The 16,407-nt window shown below is 74.3% G+C and carries 12 protein-coding genes; 3 read left to right on the forward strand and 9 right to left on the reverse strand.

What is annotated here, in order from left to right; genetic code table 11:
• Positions 1 to 142 precede the first annotated feature (142 nt).
• Positions 143 to 373, forward strand: a complete 231-nt coding sequence (locus tag ABZ135_RS03580) for a hypothetical protein (RefSeq protein WP_046910811.1) — start codon at positions 143 to 145, stop codon at positions 371 to 373.
• A gap of 141 nt (positions 374 to 514) precedes the next feature.
• Here ABZ135_RS03580 and ABZ135_RS03585 read toward each other — a convergent pair whose 3' ends face one another.
• From ABZ135_RS03585 to ABZ135_RS03615, 7 genes are all read right to left on the reverse strand, one after another.
• Positions 515 to 1,333 carry a serine protease gene (locus ABZ135_RS03585; RefSeq protein ID WP_356691334.1) on the reverse strand — a complete coding sequence of 273 codons (819 nt, stop codon included), beginning with the start codon at positions 1,331 to 1,333 and terminating at the stop codon, positions 515 to 517.
• Positions 1,334 to 1,477: 144 nt separating this feature from the next.
• Positions 1,478 to 3,025 carry an RNA polymerase sigma factor gene (locus ABZ135_RS03590; RefSeq protein ID WP_356691336.1) on the reverse strand — a complete coding sequence of 516 codons (1,548 nt, stop codon included), beginning with the start codon at positions 3,023 to 3,025 and terminating at the stop codon, positions 1,478 to 1,480.
• Between the two features lie 412 nt (positions 3,026 to 3,437).
• Positions 3,438 to 4,322, reverse strand: coding sequence for an FCD domain-containing protein (locus ABZ135_RS03595; RefSeq protein WP_356691338.1), 885 nt, complete (start codon positions 4,320 to 4,322; stop codon positions 3,438 to 3,440).
• Between the two features lie 160 nt (positions 4,323 to 4,482).
• On the reverse strand, positions 4,483 to 6,264 hold the full coding sequence (locus tag ABZ135_RS03600; RefSeq protein WP_356691340.1) for an ABC transporter ATP-binding protein: 1,782 nt from the start codon (positions 6,262 to 6,264) through the stop codon (positions 4,483 to 4,485).
• A 120-nt stretch (positions 6,265 to 6,384) separates the two neighbouring features.
• The gene (locus ABZ135_RS03605) at positions 6,385 to 7,155 is read right to left on the reverse strand and encodes an NUDIX domain-containing protein (protein ID WP_356691342.1); all 771 of its coding nucleotides are present in this window, start codon (positions 7,153 to 7,155) and stop codon (positions 6,385 to 6,387) included.
• Between the two features lie 140 nt (positions 7,156 to 7,295).
• The gene (locus ABZ135_RS03610) at positions 7,296 to 9,350 is read right to left on the reverse strand and encodes a glycogen debranching N-terminal domain-containing protein (protein WP_356691344.1); all 2,055 of its coding nucleotides are present in this window, start codon (positions 9,348 to 9,350) and stop codon (positions 7,296 to 7,298) included.
• A gap of 259 nt (positions 9,351 to 9,609) precedes the next feature.
• Positions 9,610 to 11,211 carry a DUF4192 domain-containing protein gene (locus ABZ135_RS03615; RefSeq protein ID WP_356691346.1) on the reverse strand — a complete coding sequence of 534 codons (1,602 nt, stop codon included), beginning with the start codon at positions 11,209 to 11,211 and terminating at the stop codon, positions 9,610 to 9,612.
• A gap of 134 nt (positions 11,212 to 11,345) precedes the next feature.
• Between ABZ135_RS03615 and ABZ135_RS03620 the strand changes: the two genes are divergently transcribed.
• Together ABZ135_RS03620 and ABZ135_RS03625 are read left to right on the forward strand one after the other, a co-directional pair.
• A complete protein-coding gene (locus ABZ135_RS03620) occupies positions 11,346 to 13,529 on the forward strand; it encodes a RecQ family ATP-dependent DNA helicase (protein WP_356691348.1) in 2,184 nt (727 codons plus the stop codon).
• 216 nt (positions 13,530 to 13,745) lie between these two features.
• Positions 13,746 to 14,372 carry a hypothetical protein gene (locus tag ABZ135_RS03625; RefSeq protein WP_356691350.1) on the forward strand — a complete coding sequence of 209 codons (627 nt, stop codon included), beginning with the start codon at positions 13,746 to 13,748 and terminating at the stop codon, positions 14,370 to 14,372.
• A 279-nt stretch (positions 14,373 to 14,651) separates the two neighbouring features.
• Here ABZ135_RS03625 and ABZ135_RS03630 read toward each other — a convergent pair whose 3' ends face one another.
• Positions 14,652 to 15,281, reverse strand: coding sequence for a hypothetical protein (locus ABZ135_RS03630; RefSeq protein ID WP_356691352.1), 630 nt, complete (start codon positions 15,279 to 15,281; stop codon positions 14,652 to 14,654).
• Positions 15,282 to 15,463: 182 nt separating this feature from the next.
• Positions 15,464 to 16,174 (reverse strand): ribonuclease HII, encoded by a 711-nt coding sequence (locus ABZ135_RS03635; protein WP_356691354.1) that lies wholly within the window; start codon positions 16,172 to 16,174, stop codon positions 15,464 to 15,466.
• Positions 16,175 to 16,407 lie beyond the last annotated feature (233 nt).

Consider the following 16,407-nt stretch of genomic DNA (forward strand, 5'->3'; position numbering starts at 1 on the left):
AATACGGCTCATTCGCCGCCAACCGGCAGCAGACAGCCACCTTGGGAAAAAGTTTCGAGGAAAAGCCACGAGCGGGAACGTTTTCGGCCTGGTTGGATGTTGACCCTGGTACGACAGCTCGTCGAGCTAGAGAAGAGGCGACGTGACTACTGTTCTGACCCCCGCGAGCCCCCTGACGGCCGCTGACCGCTGCGACCGATGCGGCGCCCAGGCGTACCTGCGTGTCGTCCTCACCAGCGGCGGTGACTTGCTCTTCTGCGCCCACCACGGGCGTAAGTTCGAGCCGGAACTCAAGAAGATCGCCGCAGAGATACAGGATGAGACGGACCGGCTCACCGACGTGCCGGCCCGCACCATGGGAGACGAGCACTGACGCCTCGCGTCCACGACGAGCCAGGGGCCGGTTCCTGACATCCGGCCGACGGGCGGCCATCCCCGCGTCTCGAGGGGGTGGCCGCCCGTTCTCATACGGTGACCGGGGCGTGACGTCCGGTCACACGAGACGGAGACTCCGTCAGGAGCGCCGCGGCAGCACTTCGGAGACCCGGGTGTAGACCCCGGGGTTCTCCGCCTGCCCACAGCCGCTCCCCCAGGACACCAGGCCGATCAGCCGCCCCTGCGCCACCAGCGGCCCCCCGCTGTCCCCCTGGCAGGCGTCCTTGCCTCCGTCCGGGTCTCCCGCGCACAGCATGGTGTCGTCGCGGTAGACGGCGCCCAGGCCGCCCGGGTACGCCCGCTCGCAGGCCGCGTCGGGCAGCACCTGCACCCGCGCCGAACGCAGCGACATCGCGTACGTCCCGTGGCCCGACGTGTCGCCCCAGCCGTAGACCTTCGCCGGCGTCCCCGGCGCGACCGCCGGATCGCCGGGGGCCGCCACCGCGATCACGTACGAGGCCGGCAGCGCCTTCTCCAGGGTGAGCACCGCCAGGTCGCCCGAGTTGGTCGACCGGTCGTAGCCGGGATTGATCCAGGTGTCGGAGATCCGCACCTCCTGACCGCCCTGTCCGCGCAGCGAGGTGCGCCCGGCGATCACCTTGAGGTCGGGGAGCTGCGAGGGCTCCCCGCCGAGGACGTCACGGCCGAGGCAGTGCGCGGCGGTGAGCACCTTGGTGGGGGCCACGATCACCCCTCCGCAGAACTGTCCGGCCCGCGTACCCCCGAACCGGTCACGGCTGGAGAGCGCCACCACCCAGGGCGCCTCACTGATACGGGTCGGCTGCCCGCCGACCACGACGCTGTCGGCGGACGCGGGAGCCGCGGGGGCGAGCGGTCCCGCCGCCGCGGCGATGAAGCCCAGGGCACCGGTCAGTGCTCGGGTGAGGGGACGACGCATGGAGCCTCCTGACTCTCCGGTGATGTCGGTTCACCCAGCGTCGTCCAGGTGGGCGTCCCGTGCACCCGCGCATGCGCCGAAGGGCCCGGCTCCCCACGCGGGGGAACCGGGCCCTTCGTTCGTCGTACGCGTCCCTCGGCGGGATCAGTCGAGGTAGTCGCGCAGCACCTGCGAGCGCGACGGGTGACGCAGCTTCGACATCGTCTTCGACTCGATCTGACGGATGCGCTCACGCGTCACGCCGTAGACCTTGCCGATCTCGTCGAGCGTCTTCGGCTGACCGTCGGTGAGGCCGAAGCGCATGGAGACGACGCCCGCCTCACGCTCGGAGAGCGTGTCGAGGACCGAGTGGAGCTGCTCCTGCAGAAGCGTGAAGCTGACCGCGTCGGCCGGGACGACCGCCTCGGAGTCCTCGATGAGGTCACCGAACTCGCTGTCGCCGTCCTCGCCCAGCGGGGTGTGCAGCGAGATCGGCTCACGGCCGTACTTCTGGACCTCGATGACCTTCTCCGGGGTCATGTCGAGCTCCTTGGCCAGCTCCTCCGGGGTGGGCTCACGGCCCAGGTCCTGGAGCATCTGGCGCTGCACACGGGCGAGCTTGTTGATGACCTCGACCATGTGCACCGGGATACGGATGGTGCGGGCCTGGTCGGCCATGGCGCGGGTGATCGCCTGACGGATCCACCAGGTGGCGTACGTGGAGAACTTGTAGCCCTTGGTGTAGTCGAACTTCTCGACGGCGCGGATCAGACCCAGGTTGCCCTCCTGGATCAGGTCCAGGAAGAGCATGCCGCGGCCGGTGTAGCGCTTGGCCAGCGAGACCACGAGTCGGAGGTTGGCCTCCAGCAGGTGGTTCTTGGCGCGGCGGCCGTCCTCGGCGATGATCTCCAGCTCGCGCTTGAGCTTGGGGGCCAGCTTGTCGGAGTTCGCCAGCTTGTCCTCGGCGAACAGGCCGGCCTCGATGCGCTTGGCGAGCTCGACCTCCTGCTCGGCGTTGAGCAGCGGGACCTTGCCGATCTGCTTGAGGTAGTCCTTCACCGGGTCCGCGGTGGCACCGGCGACGGCGACCTGCTGGGCCGGAGCGTCGTCCTCGTCCTCGTCGGACAGGACGAAGCCCTTGCTCTCGCCCTCGGCCTCCTCGTCGTCACCCTTGCCGGGCGCGACGTCCTCGAGCAGCTCCTCGCCCTCGAGCAGCTCTTCGTCGTCCTTCTTGGACGTGGTCTTCTTGGCCGCCGTCTTCTTGGCGGTGGCCTTCTTCGCCACCGTCTTCTTGGCGGCGGTCTTCTTCGCGGCGGCCTTCTTGGCCGGCGCGCCGGCCTCGTCGGCCGGGTCCGCGCTCTCGGCCGCCGGGGCCGCGGAGGCGGCCGAGACGGTCTTCGTCACGGTCGTCCTGGCGGTGACGGTCTTGGTGGCGGTGCGCTTGGCCGGGCTCTTCGCTGCGACGCTCTTGCGGGCGCGCTTCGGCGACTCCGCTGCACTGACCATCAGCGTCACACCCTCTTCCTCGAGGATCTGATTGAGGCTGCGCAGAACATTCTTCCACTGGGTTGGCGGAATCTGGTCAGCCTCGAAGGCCCGACGCACGTCATCGCCGGCGATCTGCCCATCAGCCTTTCCCCGCTCGATGAGCGCCATCACAGACTCGGACTCGGCGATCTCCGGCGGGAGCGTACGGGATGTGCTGGCCGACACGAACAACCTCTCGGAACGATGGAAACGGCTTCCGGCCCCGCCCTGGATCGGGCCGGAGCCGACGACCGTCGGCCGGGAATGTGCCGACGGCGCGGGCTGGACCGGGGAACTGCACAGCACCGTGAGCGGCTGCTGTATTCCTTCCTCGGCTGTCACCTCTTAGGTCATCGCGAGGCTTCGAGGAGTGTTACGCCCAATCCGCGTGGCCCGAGTCACACCTCATTTGCGACGATCCGCCATCAAACATACGAAACGCGGCGTGATCACCGCGTCCCGGCCCCGCACCCGCCCGTCCGGACGTGTGCCGCCGGACCCCGGCGCGCCCGGGGACGGTTCTCCGCCCCCGGGCTCCGCTCGGGTCCGGCGGCACGCGATGCGGGCCCCGGGGTGCTCCTGCCCACGACGGGGCGGATCAGTGCTCGCGGGGAGCCGGCACCACGCGCTCCACCTCGGGGTGGACGGTCAGGAGCTGGCGCATGGCGGTCTCGGCGGCCAGGGCGTCACCGGCGGCGAGCGCGTCGACGATCCGGGCGTGGTGGGCGAGGCAGTTCTCGTTGGGGCGGTCGCAGCCGGTGGCGGGCGCCCCGGAGACCTGGAGGGCGGCGCCGACGATGCCGGAGAGGTGCTCCAGCATGCGGTTGCCGGCGAGCTGGATGAGCAGGGCGTGGAACTCGGCGTCGGCGCGGGAGAAGGTGATGCCGTCTCCCTGGGTGTAGGCGTGGCCCATGATCTCGACCATGTCGGAGAGGCGCTGCTGGACGTCCTCGCGGCCGTGGCCCGCGGCCAGTCGCGCGGCGAGGGGCTCGATGGTCCAGCGGAGCTCGTGCAGCTCCCGGCGCTGATCGTCGCGCTGTGGCCCGAAGGCGCGCCACTCGATGATGTCGGGGTCGAGCAGGTTCCAGTCGCTGACCGGGCGCACCCGGGTGCCGACGTTGGGGCGGGCACTGACCAGACCCTTGGCCTCGAGCACGCGCAGCGATTCGCGGACGACGGTGCGTGAGACCTCGAAGCGCTGACCGATCTCCTCGGGGACGAGGGGGCGGTCGGCGCCGAGGTCGCCGGAGACGATCATCTGGCCGAGCTGCTGGACGAGCTGTCCGTGCAGCCCGCGGCCGCGGCTGCCGGCGGTCCTGCGGCCGACGCGGCCGAGGTCCTCCGTGGCCTCCCAGGCCGGCGGTCCGACACGGTCGGCTCCGGGCGCCTCCGCGTAGGGGTAGCGGTCGAGGTCGCCCGGCGTGCCGAGGCCGGACTCGACGGGGCGGGCGGGGGTCATCATCGTGTGCGCAAGGGTACTCACGCATCCTTTGTCGGCCTGGTTCTCGCGCCCCTTGAGGTCTTTGGTGAAAAGCACACGAAAGGGTGATCGGCACTCGCTACACAATTGACGATTAATCGGACATAACGGGTATTTCTCAAGGGACTTGCGGTCGAAGCGGAAGCGCTCGATCCCGAAGTGATCACCAACGCGCCCTACTGTGGCGGCCGGTGAGCACATAGGCGCAGAGCAGGACCGTCAACGTGAGCGTCAGAGCCACTCCCACGGGCTGTCCGAGCACCCGCAGGGCACCCATCAGCCACCGGTCGACGGCCGACGGCCACTCGACGCTGGCGAACTCGCGCAGGCGGGCCGGAAGTCCGGACACCGAGCGCCGGGGCACCCCGGCGAGCATCCGCTGCAGCGGCGGCGCGAAGACCACGGGCACGGACAGGACCGCCGCGACTCCGGCGGCGGCGGCCCGGAAGACCCCGGCCCCGAGCACCCCGGCCCACGCGCAGCCGATCACCAGACCGAACCAATTGGCGGACAGCGTCGGCCAGTTGCGCGGTACGGGAATCAACTCGCCGCCGTAGACGAGGCGCAGCACCTCCAGGTCGGCCACCACCACGAGCACCGCCAGGACCGCGCCGACGCCCGCCGCCACCGTGAGCTTGGCCAGCAGCAGGCCCAGGCGGCGCGGGACGGCGCCCCGCCCGGTGGTGAGGGCCGGATACCGGTATTCCTCCCCGAACGAGAAGGCGCCGAGCAGCCCCGCCCCGATCGCCGCGGGCGGCAGCGGCGAGATCCCCGGCCACCCGGCCAGGAGGGCGGGCAGCGGCGTGCGCCCGTTGCGCGCGAGCAGGACCGCGAGGGCGACGGACACCAGCACCACCCCGGCGGCGACGAGCGGCGTGGAGGGGACCCCCAGCAACCGTCGGACCTCGTAGCGCAGCGGACGCAGCGGCGAACGGTACGGGGCGCGGTGCGCCCGGCGGCGGGCGGCGGGGGCGTCGGCCGCCGCCGCGGGGGCGGGCGGGGGGTCCGTGGGCGTCGTGTCCGCGGGGAGGGCGCCCGGCGCCGGAAGGGCCTGGATCCGAGGGGCCTGGGGCTTGGCGTCGCCGGTCTCGTCGGCGAGCCGGTGGAGGAGGACGCCGTTACGGAAGGCGGTCTCGCCGACGGTGGCGCAGTCGCTGCCGTAGACGGAGAGCCGGTTGCCGCCCTCGGTGACCACCTCGACCGGGCGGCGGGCCGCCCGGGACTCCTGGGCGAGGACGGCGGCCAGCCGGGCCGCGTGCGGCGTGCGCACCGCGACCCGGGGGCGCAGCCGGGTACGAGCGAACTCGGCGGCGTCCTGGTCGGCGACGAGCCGGCCGCCGTCGAGGGCGACGACCCGGTCGGCATGGCGGGCGGCGTCCTTGGGGTCGCTGGTGGTGTAGAGCACGGTGCCGCCCTCGTCGGCATGGGTGCGCAGCAGTTCGTGGAGCCAGGCGCTCTCGGGTACGGAGAGCCCGGCGGCGGGCTCGTCGAGGAGCAGGGTGTGCGGGTCGCCCAACAGGGCGGAGGCGAGGCCGAGTCGGCGGTCCATGCCGCGGGACAGGGTGCCGATGCGCTGGTCGTGGACGCCGGTCAGGCCCACGGCCCGGAGCATGTCGTCGGCGCGGGCGGCGGGGACGCCGGTGGCGGCGCACAGCATGCGCAGTTGGCTGCGCAGGGTGCGGGAGGGATGTCCGGGGACGTCGCCGAGGAGGACGCCGACCTCCCGGGCGGGGTGGGCGACGCGGTGCAGCGGGCGGCCCCGGAAGTAGGTGACGCCGCGGCCCGGTTCGAGCTGCAGCATGAGCCGGAGGGCGGTGGTCTTGCCGGCGCCGGCCGGCCCGAGCAGGGCGGTGACGGTGCCCGGCCGGGCCTCGAAGGTGAGATCGTCCACGGCGGGCGGAAGGTCCCGGCGGGGGGTGCTGGTGAGTCCGATGGCCTGGAGCATCGCTTCTCTCGCGGGTAGGTGAGACCGCTCCGCGGCAGGGCGGCTGTCCCAGCAAGATAACGTCCCATTTCGGACTTTTGGCGCAGGATTGACGCCTCGGGGCGCGTGGGCGACCGCCCGTCAGACCTCCGGGCGGAGCATGGGCGGGTTGAGCAGCGTGGCCCCACCGGCGCGGAAGAGCTGGGCCGGCCGGCCGCCCTGACGGGTCGTGGTCCCGCCCGCCGGTACGAGGAACCCGGGCGTGCCGGTCACCTTGCGGTGGAAGTTGCGGGGATCGAGGGCCACTCCCCACACCGCCTCGTAGACCCGTCGGAGCTCGCCGACCGTGAACTCCGGCGGGCAGAAGGCGGTGGCGAGCGAGGAGTACTCGATCTTCGAGCGGGCGCGCTCCACCCCGTCGGCCAGGATCCTGGCGTGGTCGAAGGCCAGCGGCACCGGCGGCTCGCCCCCGGGCTCGGCGCCTCCGTCCTCCCCGAGGAGCTCCTCGACGGGTGCCCAGCGCGCGCTGTTGGCGTCGCCGCCCGCCCGCGGCGCCGGAAGGTCGGGCGCGAGCGCCAGGTGCGCCACGCTGACCACCCGCATCCGCGGGTCCCGGTCGGGTGCCCCGTAGGTCGCGAGCTGTTCGAGATGCGCCCCGTTGCCCGGCACGGGCGGCGGGGCGCCCGGGTCGTGGACGCAGAGTCCGGTCTCTTCGACCAGTTCGCGCGCCGCGGCGGCGTCGAGGTCCTCGTCGGCCCTGACGAAGCCGCCCGGCAGTGCCCAGCGCCCCTGGAAGGGGGCCTCCCCCCGTTTCACGACCAGGGCGCACAGGGCGTGGCGCCGCACGGTGAGCACGACCAGATCGACGGTGACGGCGAAGGGCGGAAAGGCCGACGGGTCGTAGGGAGGCATGCCCGTGATCATAGTCGTCTTCCTGACGATAAACACCTCTCGCGGACGGATCCGCCGCCACTTCCTCTCCGTCCCGCCCTCCCCCGCCCTCCGTTCTTCCGCTCCGTGTCGCCGTCCGCCGCCGAAACGCCCGTGGCGGGTCACCCACCGAGCTGGAGGCCGGGCGCCGCCTCCTCGACCATGCCGAGCCCGAGCCGTCCGACACGCGCCGCGAAGGGCTCGCCCGCGACCCGGAGTCCCGACAGCCGCACCTCGCCGAGCGGGGCGGAGCGCAGCGGGTGCAGGGCGACCGTCCGGCCGGGGGCGTCGGGGCGGACACCGACGACCGCGGTCAGCAGGTGCACCCCGGCCGCGGCGGCCACCGCGGCCGGCCGGCAGGCCGCCGGGTGCGGCAGCGGCACGGCACCGCTCGTCCGCCGCTCCCCGGCGTACATCTCGGGAAGCCTGTGGTCGAATGCCTCGGCGGCGTCGAGGACGCCGCGCAGCAGCGACGCCGCCTCGCGCTCGTGTCCGGCCGCGGCGAGCCCGGCGACGGCGACCGCCGTCTCGTGCACCCGGACCGCTCCCGACCGGTGCCCGAAGGGGTTGTAGCCGGGCTCCTTCTCGCCCAGGCCGCGCAGGCCCCAGCCGGAGTCGAGCGCCGGGCCGGCGAGCAGCCGGGCCAGCCGCTCGGTCTGCGCCTTGTCGAGCAGCCCGGGTGCCGGCCGGCCGGCGGCGGTGAGCCCCGTGTCGAGGAGGTGCGCGGCCCAGCCGCCCAGGTGCGGCAGCGGGCGGCCGTCGGGCAGGCGGGCGAGGAGCGGCCGGCCGCCGGAGGGGTCGTCCAGCCAGAACCGCCCGCGGAACCGCTCGCGCAGCGCCCGTGCCCACTCCCGCCACGCGTCCCCTCCGGGCTGGCCGCAGGCGTCGAGCAGGTCGGCGCCGAGCACGGCCGCGCGGTGCGCGTGGGCCTGGGTCTCGGCCCGTGTGGGCCCGGCGGGGCCCGGGTCCGGCACGAAGCCGCTGCCGTCGACGGCCCCGCGCAGCCAGTCGAGGCACCGCTCCGCGACGGGGAGCAGTTCCGCGAGGTCCTGCTCGGGAAGGCCCCAGCGGCGGGCCTCGGCGAGGACGGCGGGGAAGGCGAGGGTGGCCTCGACGCCGGTGCAGCGGGCCGGGAGCAGGGGGCCGGCGTCCCTGAGCGGCCCGGGGATGCGCCCGGACTCGGGCCGGTCGCCGAGGAGTTGGGTACGGCCCAGGGCGCGGAGGGTGGTGGCGGCGAGCCGGGTGCCGAGCGGCAGGGCCATCCGGGCGGCCCAGAGCGCTTCGGCGGTGACGGGGCCGCAGCGCCAGGGGACTCCGGCCGCGAGGTGGACGTCGGCGAGGTGGGCGGGGTCGCGCTGGAGCAGGGCGCGCAGGTCGGCGACGGAGGCGGACAGCAGGGGCGCGAGCCGGGGGTCGTCTCCTTCGGCGACGGCGTCGGCCAGGGCGTGCCCGCCCGGCCGGCCGGTGCCGGGGTTCTGCCGGCGGCGGGATCGCTCGCTGCTGATCCGGAGGGTGAGGACGAAGCGGTCCCCCGGGGCCAGCTCCGCCTCCCAGCGGAGGAGTCCGGCCGCCGCCAGCGCGTCGTGGGGCGGCGGGTCGGCGGCGACGGTGACGGCGGTGCCGTCACCGTGGCTCCAGCGAAGGCCGGTGCCGTGGACGCTCGCGGCCAGCTCGGGCCCCGGTCGCCCGGCCGCCACCGCGCCCAGGTCCGCGAGATCCGTGCCCAGAGCGAGCTCCACGGGGAGCCGCAGCGGCCGGTTCGCGGAGCTGCGCAGGGTGATCCGCTCGGTCCCGTCGGCCTCGCGGTTCCGCTCGACGAGGAGACCCGGGTCGGGGCCGGTGTCGCCCGGCGTGCGCAGGACACCGAGGAAGTCGGCGCGGTCCGCGGTGGCCGGGCGGCCGTGGAGGGGGACGGGCTCGCGGCCGGCCACGCGCAGGACGCAGCGGGACAGGAGGCGTCGTCCGGCGAGGAAGATCCCTTCGAGTCCGGTGCCGGTGAGCTGGCCGTGGCGGGGACTGAGGGCGAGGGCGGGAAGGGCGACGCCGACGAGGGCGTCGTGCAGCGCGGGGAGCTCTCCGGGGCGGGCCGTCCCGGGGCCCGTTCCCGGTGGCGGAGCTCCGGTGTGGGACGGGCGTCCGGCGGAGGGTCCGGGGACCTGGGCGGGGCTGGGGGCCATGACAGGTGTGTGGTGCTCTCTGTGCGGTCCGGGCGGCTCGGCCGGGCCCGGGGGCGCCCGCGGCGGGGGCCGCTCGGGTGGTCCGGGGATCCGGCCGTGGGGCGGCGGCACTGCTCCTGCGCGACCGCCACCGATGTGAACGCCCCCGCGGGCCGCCGGGTCACGGCCCGGGGCGACCTCGGCCGGAACACGCCCCGGACGCGGGCGGCGAGCCGCGCGCACGGCCGGGAGAGGACACCCTTCGCAGCGGACACCCGGTTCATTCGCCGCTCCTCGCCCCGCGCCGCCCCGTGCGCCGTGCCGCCGTGCTCCTCGGCGGCCTGGGTTCCGCGTCGCGGCGCCGGGCGGCGGAGGCGACGCGTGACGGTCCGCGGCTCGCGGCTGCGGCGCGCAGTCCCGCCTGCCGGGCGGTCCGCCGTGCGACCTGCCGGGCCCGCTGTCGCCGGCGGTCCCGTGCCCCGCCGGCGACCGGGACGCGGCTGCGCCCCTCCGCCCGTTCAACCGTCTCCGTCTCCGTCTCCGGAGTCGGCGCCGCCCCGGGCTCGCGCGGCGGATTCTGATCCTTGCTCCGTGCCGGGAGGTCGGACCCGTCCCCTTCCGCGCCCTCGCCGGTGAGGGCCGGCGCCGGTGCGGCCGCGCGGGCGAGACGCGCGTCCCGCTCCTTGCGCAGGCAGTCGCGCAGCGACTCGGGGTCCAGGCCCTCGTTGCACGCCTGGTGGAGCAGCCGGGCGAAGAGGTAGTCGGGGTCGGCCTCCAGCGCGAGACCGAGGGCCACCCGCGCGGAGGGTTCGTCGCCGGTGGACCAGGCGACCCAGCCGGCCAGGGTCAGGGGAGCCGCCGCGTACTCCTGGTAGGGGGCGACACAGCGGCGGGACAGGGCCCGCCAGAGGCGCAGCGCCGGCCCCGCCTCCGGGCCTTCCATCCACTCGGCGGCCTGGTCGCGGGTGTCGCGGTCCTGGAGGCCGAGAATCACGGTGGCCGCCTCGTCGGGCGTCAGAAGCGCGTCGTCCCGGGCGTCGGCGCTCGCCGTGCCCGCCGCCGCCCCGCCGACCAGCCCGGCGAGTCCGGGCGGCACGGCGCTCCGGCCGGCGGCGGCCTGCGCCGCCGGGGGCTCGGGTGGTGCGGCGAAGCGGGCGATGAGCCGGCGGACCAGGGCGAGGGTGGTGTCGCGCGTCTCCTGGCGCCCCAGACCTCCCGGCGCCCCGGCGAGGATCCTGGGCACGATGACCGCGGCCGCGTCGTTCAGGGCCGCGCGCTGCGCCGCGTCGCCCTCGGAGCCCCATGGCTTCAGCCGGGCCTCCATGTCCTTGAGGCTGCCGCGGACCTGGATGCCCGCGTAGGCGGCGGAGGCCGCCATCACCGACGTACCGGAGAGGGCGAGGGGCGTGCCGTCGGGCGGGCAGCAGCGGGCGTCGGGGCAGCAGTACGAGAAGTAGAGGCCGTCGGAGATGCAGAGGGCTTCGAGGACGGGGATGTCGAGGGCGCCGCAGGCGGTGCGCAGGCGCTGGGCGAAGGGGCGCAGCCGCTCCATCACCCGCTGTCCGGTCTCGCCCGGTGCGGGGTCCTGGCAGAGGAAGACGACGATGGCGTCGGGGCGGTCGCCGCGGCGGGTGCAGCCTTCGACGAGGCATTCGGCCAGGTGGTCGGCGGTGGCGGACCATTCGTGCGGTGAGCTGGGGATGCCGACCCTGACCCGGCCGCCGAAGCGGCCGCGCTCGCCGTGGAGCGCGACGAGGACGACGGAGTCGCTGGGGTGGAAACCGAGCATGAACGGCAGCGCGTCGGCCAGCTCGGCCGGGCCGCGCAGGGTGATCTGCTGGGTGGAGGACGGGCCGTGGGATTCGTGGTGGTTCGTGTTCATGGCCACGACGGTCCCGCGATCACGGTCGGTGGCGAAACCCCTGTGGATAACTCCCGGTCCGATCGCTCGGCGAGTTATCCACAGGCTCGGCGGCTCGTTCGCGCTTTGTCGGACCGATCGGGTTGCATGGGGGCATGACCAACGCAGACCGCCCCGAGGACCGCGCCGCCCTGCGCGCGGCCGCCGACGCCGTGCTCGCCCGTCTCGTCTCGGACCCGACGGGGACGGCGAGACTCCGCGAGGACCAGTGGCGTGCCATCGAGGCGCTGGTCGCGGACAGACGCCGGGCACTCGTCGTGCAGCGGACCGGCTGGGGCAAGTCGGCGGTGTATTTCGTGGCGACCTCGCTGCTGCGCGAGCGCGGCGCCGGCCCGACCGTGATCGTCTCGCCGCTGCTCGCCCTGATGCGCAACCAGGTGGAGGCGGCCGCTCGCGCGGGCATCCGCGCCCGCACGATCAATTCGTCGAACACCGAGGAGTGGGACACCGTCCAGCGGGAGGTGGCGGACGGTGAGGTCGACGTGCTGCTCGTGAGCCCCGAGCGGCTCAACAACCCGGACTTCCGCGACCAGGTGCTGCCCCGCCTCGCCGCTGCCACCGGCCTGCTCGTCGTCGACGAGGCGCACTGCATCTCGGACTGGGGGCACGACTTCCGGCCCGACTACCGGCGGCTGCGGACGATGCTGGCGGAGCTGCCGGGCGGGGTGCCGGTGCTGGCGACGACGGCCACGGCCAACGCCCGGGTGACCGCGGACGTCGCCGAGCAGTTGGGGACCGGCGTGGACACGGACGCGCTGGTGCTGCGGGGCCCCCTCGACCGCGAGAGCCTGAGCCTCGGCGTGATCCGGCTGCCGGACGCGGCGCACCGGCTGGCCTGGCTGGCCGACCATCTCGGCGAGCTGCCCGGGTCCGGGATCATCTACACGCTGACCGTCGCCGCGGCCGAGGAGGTCACGGCCCATCTGCGCCAGTGCGGGCACACGGTCGCCTCGTACACGGGGCGGACGGAGAACGCCGACCGGCAGCAGGCGGAGGACGACCTGCTGGCCAACCGGGTCAAGGCGCTCGTGGCCACCTCGGCGCTCGGCATGGGCTTCGACAAGCCGGACCTGGGCTTCGTGGTCCATCTCGGTTCGCCCTCCTCCCCCATCGCCTACTACCAGCAGGTGGGCCGTGCCGGGCGTGGTGTGGAGCACGCGGAGGTGCTGCTGCTGCCGGGCAAGGAGGACGAGGCGATCTGGCAGTACTTCGCCTCGGTCGCCTTCCCGCCGGAGGAGCAGGTGCGCCGCACCCTCGACGTGCTCGCGCAGGCCGACCGGCCGCTGTCCCTGCCCGCCCTCGAGCCACTGGTCGAGCTGCGCAGGACCCGCCTGGAGACGATGCTGAAGGTGCTCGACGTGGACGGCGCGGTGCACCGGGTGAAGGGCGGCTGGACGAGCACGGGCCGCCCGTGGGTCTACGACACGGAGCGGTACGCGTGGGTGGCCCGGCAGCGGGCGGCCGAGCAGCAGGCCATGCGGGAGTACGCGGCGACGACCGGTTGCCGGATGGAGTTCCTGCGCCGGCAACTGGACGACGAGGAAGCGGCTCCGTGCGGCCGCTGCGACAACTGCGCCGGCGTCCGGTTCGACGCGAAGGTCTCCGAGGCGGCGCTCGACACGGCCCGGGGCGAGCTGGGCCGGCCGGGCGTGGAGGTCGAGCCGCGCAAGATGTGGCCGACCGGACTCGCCGCCGTGGGCGTCGATCTGAAGGGCCGTATCCCGGTGGGCGAGCAGGCGTACGCGGGCCGGGCGCTCGGCCGGCTCTCGGACATCGGCTGGGGCAACCGTCTGCGTCCGATGCTGGCCGACTCCGCGCCGGACGGGGAGGTCCCGGACGACGTGGTGCAGGCCGTGGTGAGGGTGCTCTCCGATTGGGCGAAGGGTCCGGGAGGCTGGGCCTCGGGGGCGGCGGACGCGCCGCCCCGGCCGGCCGGCGTGGTGACGGTGGCCTCGCACCGCAAGCCGCGGCTCGTGGGCTCGCTCGGTCGGCGGATCGCCGAGATCGGCCGCATGCCGTTGCTCGGTGCGGTGGAGTACGCGCCGGAGGCGGAGGACCTGCGGATCTCCCGGACGAACAGCGCGCAGCGGGTGGTCGGGCTGCAGCGGGCGCTGGTCGTCCCGCCGGAGCTGACGGAGCGTCTGGCGTCGGCGGGCGGACCGGTCCTGCTCGTGGACGATCTCGCCGACAGCGGTTGGACGTTGGCGGTGGCGGCGAGGCTGCTGCGGCGGGCGGGGGCGGAGGGAGTGTTTCCGCTGGTGCTCGCCGTCCAGGCGTAGAACGGGGAGTGAACATCAGGCGACTGGGCAGGGATATGAGAGGCATACCGGTTCATTCCCGTCAGCGGCCTCAATTGCTCGTTGCCGCCCGCGCACGGGCCAGGAAGAATTGGGAATCCGCCCCGCACGGCCCGTACGTGGTCCGGTCGGACCATGCCGTGGTGCGCCCCCACCCGACCCTGCCCGCGGAGCGGGCGCGTATCCGAAGGGAGGATCGTGACCTTCGGATACGCTCCGTCCTCATCCGCTCCGGGCTCCGCGTCGTCCGGGTCGGCCAGCCGCCTCGCCCGGATGCTCGAACCGGCGGAATGGGCCTCGGCGGGAATCCCGCTGCTGCGCAATCCCCGGGAGGTCGTCAGCGGCCTGCACTTCCGCCACCGGCCCACGCCCGCGACGGCGGTGGTCGCCGTGCTCGACCACGAGGAACGGCTCGCGGCCAGCGCGTCTTTCACCCGCAGGCCGGCCCCCGCGGACGGCTGGGAGTTCCGCAACGCGCTCCTGGCGCATCTGCGCCGGGTCCTCCCGCACGACCTGCGGCGCCGCTCCCCGGTGCGCACGGCCGTGCTGCTCTACTGCCGTGACGGCGACGAGCGCTGGACCGAGGAGGACGGCGCCTGGATGTGGGGGCTGCGGGACGCCTGCACGCTCCACGGGCTGCGCTGCGGTGCGTACATCACCCTGACCGCGGGCGGCTGGCAGGTGCTCGGCGAGGGCCGGGGCGGGCGCAGGCCCAGCTCCGACTCGGCTCCGACACCGCTGGGTGAGGACTCCGCGCTCGAACGGCTGGCGCCGCGCATAGCGAGCGGTGCGCCCGAGCCGCTGCGCCGGGCCGCCGCCCGCTGAGCGGTCGGCCGAGCACCGACCACCCCGCATTTCCGGGCCTCACACGGCACGAGCTCTCCCGACTCGGCGCGAACGACCGTCAGTTGAGCCACCTCGCGCACGCGCAGGGCGCACGCGCAGGGCGCACGCGCAGGGCGCACGCGCAGGGCGCACCCGCAGAGGCGCCTCGGGCACACCGAGGAACGGGCGGGGCATGCCCCGTGTCCGCAGGAAGGGGCACGGGCGGGGAAGGGTGTCCGCCCGGCCGCCGTGGGACGGCCGGGACACGGACGGGCGTGGTCAGACGCCGGCGCCGAGCGCGGCGTTGACGCGCTGCGGGTCACCGCAGACGATCAGCAGGGCGGTCGCCCGCCGCATCGCCTCGGGCAGCCGGCGCGCGATGTCCTCGTCGGAGCCGCCGTTGACGGCGACGACGACCACGGGCCGGTCGGCGGCCCGGGACACGGCGGCGGCGTCCGCGAAGAACACGTCCTCGCGGGCGTCCTGCTGCGCCCAGTAGGCGGCCTCGCCGAAGGACAGCTCGTGCGCCGCCCACGGGTGCTGCTCACCGGTGGTCAGCACCAGCACGTCGCCGGGGGCGCGGCCGGACTCCAGGAGCATGTCCACGGCCTCCTCGGCCGCGTCGACGGCACCGTCGGCGGGGGCGGGGATCATCTGGATCTGCGGTCCGGACGGCTCGTCGGAACGATTCTCCGCACGGGCGGCGGGGGCCGGTGCGCCGGCGGACGGGCGCGGTACCGGCGGCGCGGGCCTGGCCGGACCGGGGCCCGGACGCCCGGGACGCGGGGAAGCCGCGGAACGCGGGCCGGGGACGGGTCGGGGGGTCGGCACGGGGCGGCCTGCGGCCGCGGTCGCGCGGGGACCCTGGGCACTCTCGTGAATCTGAGGCTCCTCGGGGATGAGAGGCATGGGTGATGTCTATCAAACGCCGTCGCGCGAAGCTCGGGCGGGTGGGCGCATTCGTGCGCCCCGGCTACCGCGATGGCTCTGCCGGAGAGTTCCCCCAGGGGCCCCGCCGGAGCATCCGGAATCCGGACTCGGAGTCCGGGCCCGGTAGCCGGAAGTCGGAAGTGGTCGGACGTCACAAGTGATCAGAAGTCGAAGCCGAGTTGGCCCCCGCTTTCCAGTGCGGCCGCCTCGGCGGAGATCCGGACCTTCTTGAGATGCCGCCAACGGGGCATCGCGTCGAGATACGCCCAGGAGAGCCGGTGGCAAGGACTGGGCCCCAGCTCGTGGAGCGCCGCCTTGTGGACCGGCGACGGGTAGCCCGCGTTGTCGGCGAAGGCGTAGGGGGCGTACGCCTCGGCTTCGGCCGCCAGCTCGGCCATCAGCGCGTCGCGCCGGACCTTGGCGATCACGGAGGCGGCGGCGACGGCGATGCAGGACTGATCGCCCTTGATCACCGTACGGACCTGCCAGGGGTTGCCGAGGTAGTCGTGCTTGCCGTCGAGGATCACGGCGTCGGGGCGGACCGGCAGGCCCTCCAACGCGCGGATCGCGGCCAGCCGCAGCGCGGCCGTCATGCCCAGTTCGTCGATCTCGGCGGGCGAGGCGTCGCCCAGCGCGTACGCCGTGACCCATCCCTCGAGTTCCGCGGCGAGCGCGGAGCGGCGTTTGGGGGTGATGAGCTTGGAGTCGGTGAGTCCGGCGGGCGGGCGCCGCAGGCCGGTGACGGCGGCGCACACCGTGACGGGACCGGCCCACGCCCCGCGTCCGACCTCGTCGACCCCGGCAACGATCTTGGCGCCGGTGGTGACCCGGATCGATCGCTCGACAGTGTGGGTGGGTGGTTCGTACGGCATGGCGCCTGACAGGTTACGCCGATGGATACCTCCCTTGGTACCCGGATTCCACGTGCTGGTCCAGCGCGGGCCGAAACCCGCCCCTTTCCGGCGTCCGCGCGCCCGTCCGCTCAAGCGCCGGCGCCACCGGAACAGCGGCCCGGCGCCGTGGCGGCGGCACCCCGAGCAGGTCGATCATCCCGACGCTCTCGGGTCACCCTCTTCGCTTCCGCACAGACGGGTCTGGGACGTCG

The sequence above is a fragment of the Streptomyces sp. NPDC006339 genome, from assembly GCF_040612775.1.
GTDB lineage: Bacteria > Actinomycetota > Actinomycetes > Streptomycetales > Streptomycetaceae > Streptomyces.